This window comes from Bellilinea sp., assembly GCF_034432615.1.
Taxonomy (GTDB): Bacteria; Chloroflexota; Anaerolineae; order Anaerolineales; family Anaerolineaceae; genus Bellilinea.
This window is the reverse complement of record NZ_DAOUBL010000171.1, coordinates 1-3,492: the sequence shown is the minus strand read 5'-3', so window position 1 is coordinate 3,492 and position 3,492 is coordinate 1. Positions and strand designations below refer to the sequence as shown.

Annotated in this window: 4 protein-coding genes; 2 read left to right on the top strand and 2 right to left on the bottom strand. The window is 59.2% G+C overall.

Annotated elements, in window-relative coordinates; translation table 11 throughout:
- Window positions 1-836, bottom strand: an 836-nt coding sequence (gene cas7i / locus VAE48_RS08080; protein WP_322792813.1) for a type I-B CRISPR-associated protein Cas7/Cst2/DevR, incomplete at its 3' end; no start/stop codon positions are given.
- A 46-nt stretch (window positions 837-882) separates the two neighbouring features.
- Window positions 883-2,334 (bottom strand): type I-B CRISPR-associated protein Cas8b1/Cst1, encoded by a 1,452-nt coding sequence (gene cas8a1 / locus VAE48_RS08075; protein WP_322792812.1) that lies wholly within the window; start codon window positions 2,332-2,334, stop codon window positions 883-885.
- Window positions 2,335-2,591: 257 nt separating this feature from the next.
- On the opposite strand from cas8a1, the gene VAE48_RS08070 reads away from it, so the two are divergent.
- Entirely contained in the window at window positions 2,592-2,954 is a 363-nt protein-coding gene (locus tag VAE48_RS08070) for a nucleotidyltransferase domain-containing protein (protein ID WP_322792811.1), read from the top strand.
- Between the two features lie 130 nt (window positions 2,955-3,084).
- Window positions 3,085-3,492, top strand: a 408-nt coding sequence (locus VAE48_RS08065) for a CRISPR-associated ring nuclease (RefSeq protein WP_322792810.1), incomplete at its 3' end; no start/stop codon positions are given.

Here is a 3,492-nt window from a genome sequence, read left to right as displayed (position 1 = left end):
CGTTCGCCCTGACTGCCAAAGATGTGCCCGAATAAATTGTTGCCGCCTTTGGTGACGGCGAGGAAGACAATATCCGGGCTGACATCGGTATAGTGCAGGGTTTGTTTGGCGCCGCCGCTGAGCGCCGCCAGGCCGCTGAACAAAGCGCGCACGCGCTGCAGGCGTTCGGCGGTCGGCAGGCGGTAGGCTTTGAGCGCCGGCAGGTGCTGGAGCTGCTTTTGTTCTGCCAGGCGGATGCGCGGCTCATCCAGATTGAGGTAGCCGGTGCGGTCGGCATAGGTAAAGGTGCCGGCCGCGTTGAGATCAAGCGAGAACAGCCCCTGCAGGGTGGCGCGGTAGAACTGATGCTCGTGCGGAACGGGGTCGCCCTCCTGACGCGCCATGACCCCGAAGTCGTTGATCAGGCGAACCGGGCCGAGCGAAACCAGGGTGCTGACGCGGAAGGGGGAAACGCGGGTGACCGTTTCGGCGGTGGGGGTAGCGTTGCTAACCAGCCCGCTCTGTTCGCGCTGCTGAACGGCTTCGGTCTGTTTTGAGGGAGCGCGCATGTAACCGAACAGGTCGTCATCCCAGTAGAGGATGGGGTTGGCGTCGGTGTAGGCAATTTTCTTTTCGCGAAAGACGGGCGAATTTTGCCATTCGGCAACCTGTTCGCGGATCGTTTCGCGCAGCCAGTAGCGGAAGGCCTGCGCCGAAACGTAGGGGTAGGCGCCTTCGCGGGTGTTGATGGCTTTCACGCCGACGGCGTTATCGGTCAGGCTGCCGGGGATGCTGCCCAGATTGTTGAGGGCCGAGGCGGGGGCGTCAATCAAAATCAAACCGGTGACGAAAGACATGGCTGAATTCCTCCTGTGAATGGGTGAAAGGATTGAGTATTTTGGGTTAATCGGTTTCTTGGGCGGCGTCTTCTTCGGCTTCGGGGAGTTCTTCGGCGTGCTGCTGCAGCCAGCCCATTTCGTAAAGCCGTTCCAGCAGACGAATCAGCACCAGATCGCGCCCCAGCCGCCAGTCGCCGTTGGGAACGTCCTCATACTGCTCAAAGACGTTCAGGAATTGATCCAGCCCGATGAGCGGCGGGTGCTGGTTACGCACCTGACGGGCCGAGGCACGAATGAGCGCGGCGCGCACCTGTCCGTAATTGCGCGCCATCCAAAACGTGTTGAAGAAGGAGCGGTCGTTGCTCTGCAGCACATATTGGGCGAGCTGATCGCCCAGCGAGCGGATTGAGTCAATGCGTTCTTTTTCCATTTGCATCACCTTTCTTAAGAAGAGTTCGGTCAGCGACCAGGAAATGAGGTTTGCCTCGCGGCGGGTGTCGTATTCGGTGGTGGGGTCGAGTTTGTCTTTGCGGCTGGCCGGGCGGCGCAAGAAGTAGCGGCGGATGAAGACGGGCGCCGCATCGGGCAGGCTGAACAGGTCTTCGTAGAGCCGATTGTAGTGCGGCTGATTCTCCTTCCCGCTACGGGGAAGCTGCCAGCCGCGCTGCACCAGAGCCTCCCACTGGGCGCGGTAGGCGGGGCCGGCGGCGGCGCGCAGGAAAGCGCCCACTTCGAGGGGCAGCGGGTAAATTTGCAGCTCGGCGCCCTGTCCGCTGTTGGTGAAGTGGTAGGCGGTCAGGGTGAGGGGTTGGTCAGCGGCGCGGTCTTCCGCCTGACGGACGGCGGCGTGCAGCAGGTCAATCAGCAGGGTGCGCGGCTGATAGGGGCTGGTTTCGGGCAGCTTGGAATCGCCAGCGGTTTGTGCCAGCTGGATATTCCGGCGGTTGGTTTCCAAAAAGGTGCGCGCAAAGTAGAGCAGCAGAGCGGGCGAATCGCTGTGGACGGCCAGCAGCCGTCCGTTCACCTTGGCGCAGCCAAGCGGCAGCGCCTGCACGGCCAGCATGCTCACCCCGGAAAGCGGCAGACCGGCGTCGCCGTAGGGGAAGAAGTTGATCACCCCTTCGCCGGTGAGGAGGGGCAGGTGCTGGCGGTAAGCACGCCCGGGCGGCAGTTCGCCTTTGACATCGTAGCGCACCTCGGCGGCCGGCCGGTTGTTGAGCGGGTCGAGCTCCCCGCCGGGGGGAGCATTGAAGGCGTACAGCGCGGCATCGGCATAAATCACGCGCTTTTCGGGTTGTTTTTCGTAAGCCGGCTGGGTGAAACCCGAATTGGGAAAAGCCACCGTCAGGAAGGACTTGAGCGGGTTGACCACGTAGTTCTTCTTCATGTAGTCGGCAGCCGCCTGCAGGTCGGCCGGCTCCAACTCGGCGGGATGCTGTTTGCGGGCAAAGGCGGTCAGCGTCGCCAGCCCGACATCGTAAAATGGATGACCGGTATATTCCAGATTCAACGGCATGAAAACCTCCTGTGAACCAATCCCCACTGAAGCGGCCAAAGCGGCCGAAAACAACGAACTGCTTTCATTATATAAGATTTCGGTGCACGGACAAACAGAAGAAATACCTAAAAATGCTTAGGAATTAATACCTATACGTTACCGTCAATGGTGAGAGAGGTTCATCCTGACCGGTTGTTTCTTCCTGCCGGTTTGCCCATCCAAACATTCTTTTTCTTAGCCGGATTGGGGTTATAATCCACTTGGAGGTTTGAGCGGTGAAAGAAGGATGGCTGGATGAGAAAACGGCGCCGCGCGGTTTTCCGCCGGTCGCTGAAAGCCTGCCGCAGGTGGTGGAGCGGCTGGTGCGCGAACTGCGCCCGTATAAAATCATTTTGTTCGGGTCGTACGCACATGGCAATCCGACGCCCGACAGTGATGTGGATCTGCTGATTATCATGGATACTGACTTGCCGGCGGCGGAGCGTTTTTTGCTGGTTTCTCGATTGATGCGGCCGCGTGCCTTTCCGGTAGATCTGGTTGTAAAGACACCCGCAGAAGTACAGGCTGCTATCCAAAAGAAAGATACCTTTTTGTGCGAAATTCTAACAAAAGGCAGGCTGCTCTATGAGCGAAAATGACTGGCTGGGTTTATGAGTACGTTCCGAAAATTCGGCGTCCCTTTGGCTTGCGTAAGGGCGGGTTTTTGGCTAAACTGGTTTTGTTTGGGTTTGTTTTCTGAATCGGTGATGTAATTACAAAATGTAATTCATGGGTGATCTTCTCATTTCCACGCTTAGCAGCGAGCCGCAGGGGGTTACCTGGCTGTTGGATTGGCTTTTGCAGCAGGGTTACCCGATAGAAGAGGTGATTGTCATTCATACACAGGCGCAGCCCATTTTGCAGGCGGCGCAAACTTTGGCCGGGGAGTTTCCAGTTGCCTACCCGGGGTTGCGTTTGCGCCTGGTGGCGCTCAGCGAAAGCACCCGCCCGGTGCTGGATATTGCCACGCAGGCCGATATCTGGGCTTTGCTGCGCGCGCTGTATGCGCACATTCGGGCGGCGCGCTTTGCCGGTCAGCGGGTGCACCTCAGCCTGGTGAGCGGGCGTAAGACCATGGCGGTTTTCGGCATGGTGGCGGCGCAGCTGCTCTTTGGGCGCGAGGACCGCATCTGGCAT

Bases quoted from the DNA above. Each gene is read 5' to 3' on its own strand.
- cas8a1 (WP_322792812.1), bottom strand. From the start codon at position 2,334: ATGCCGTTGAATCTGGAATATACCGGTCATCCATTTTACGATGTCGGG.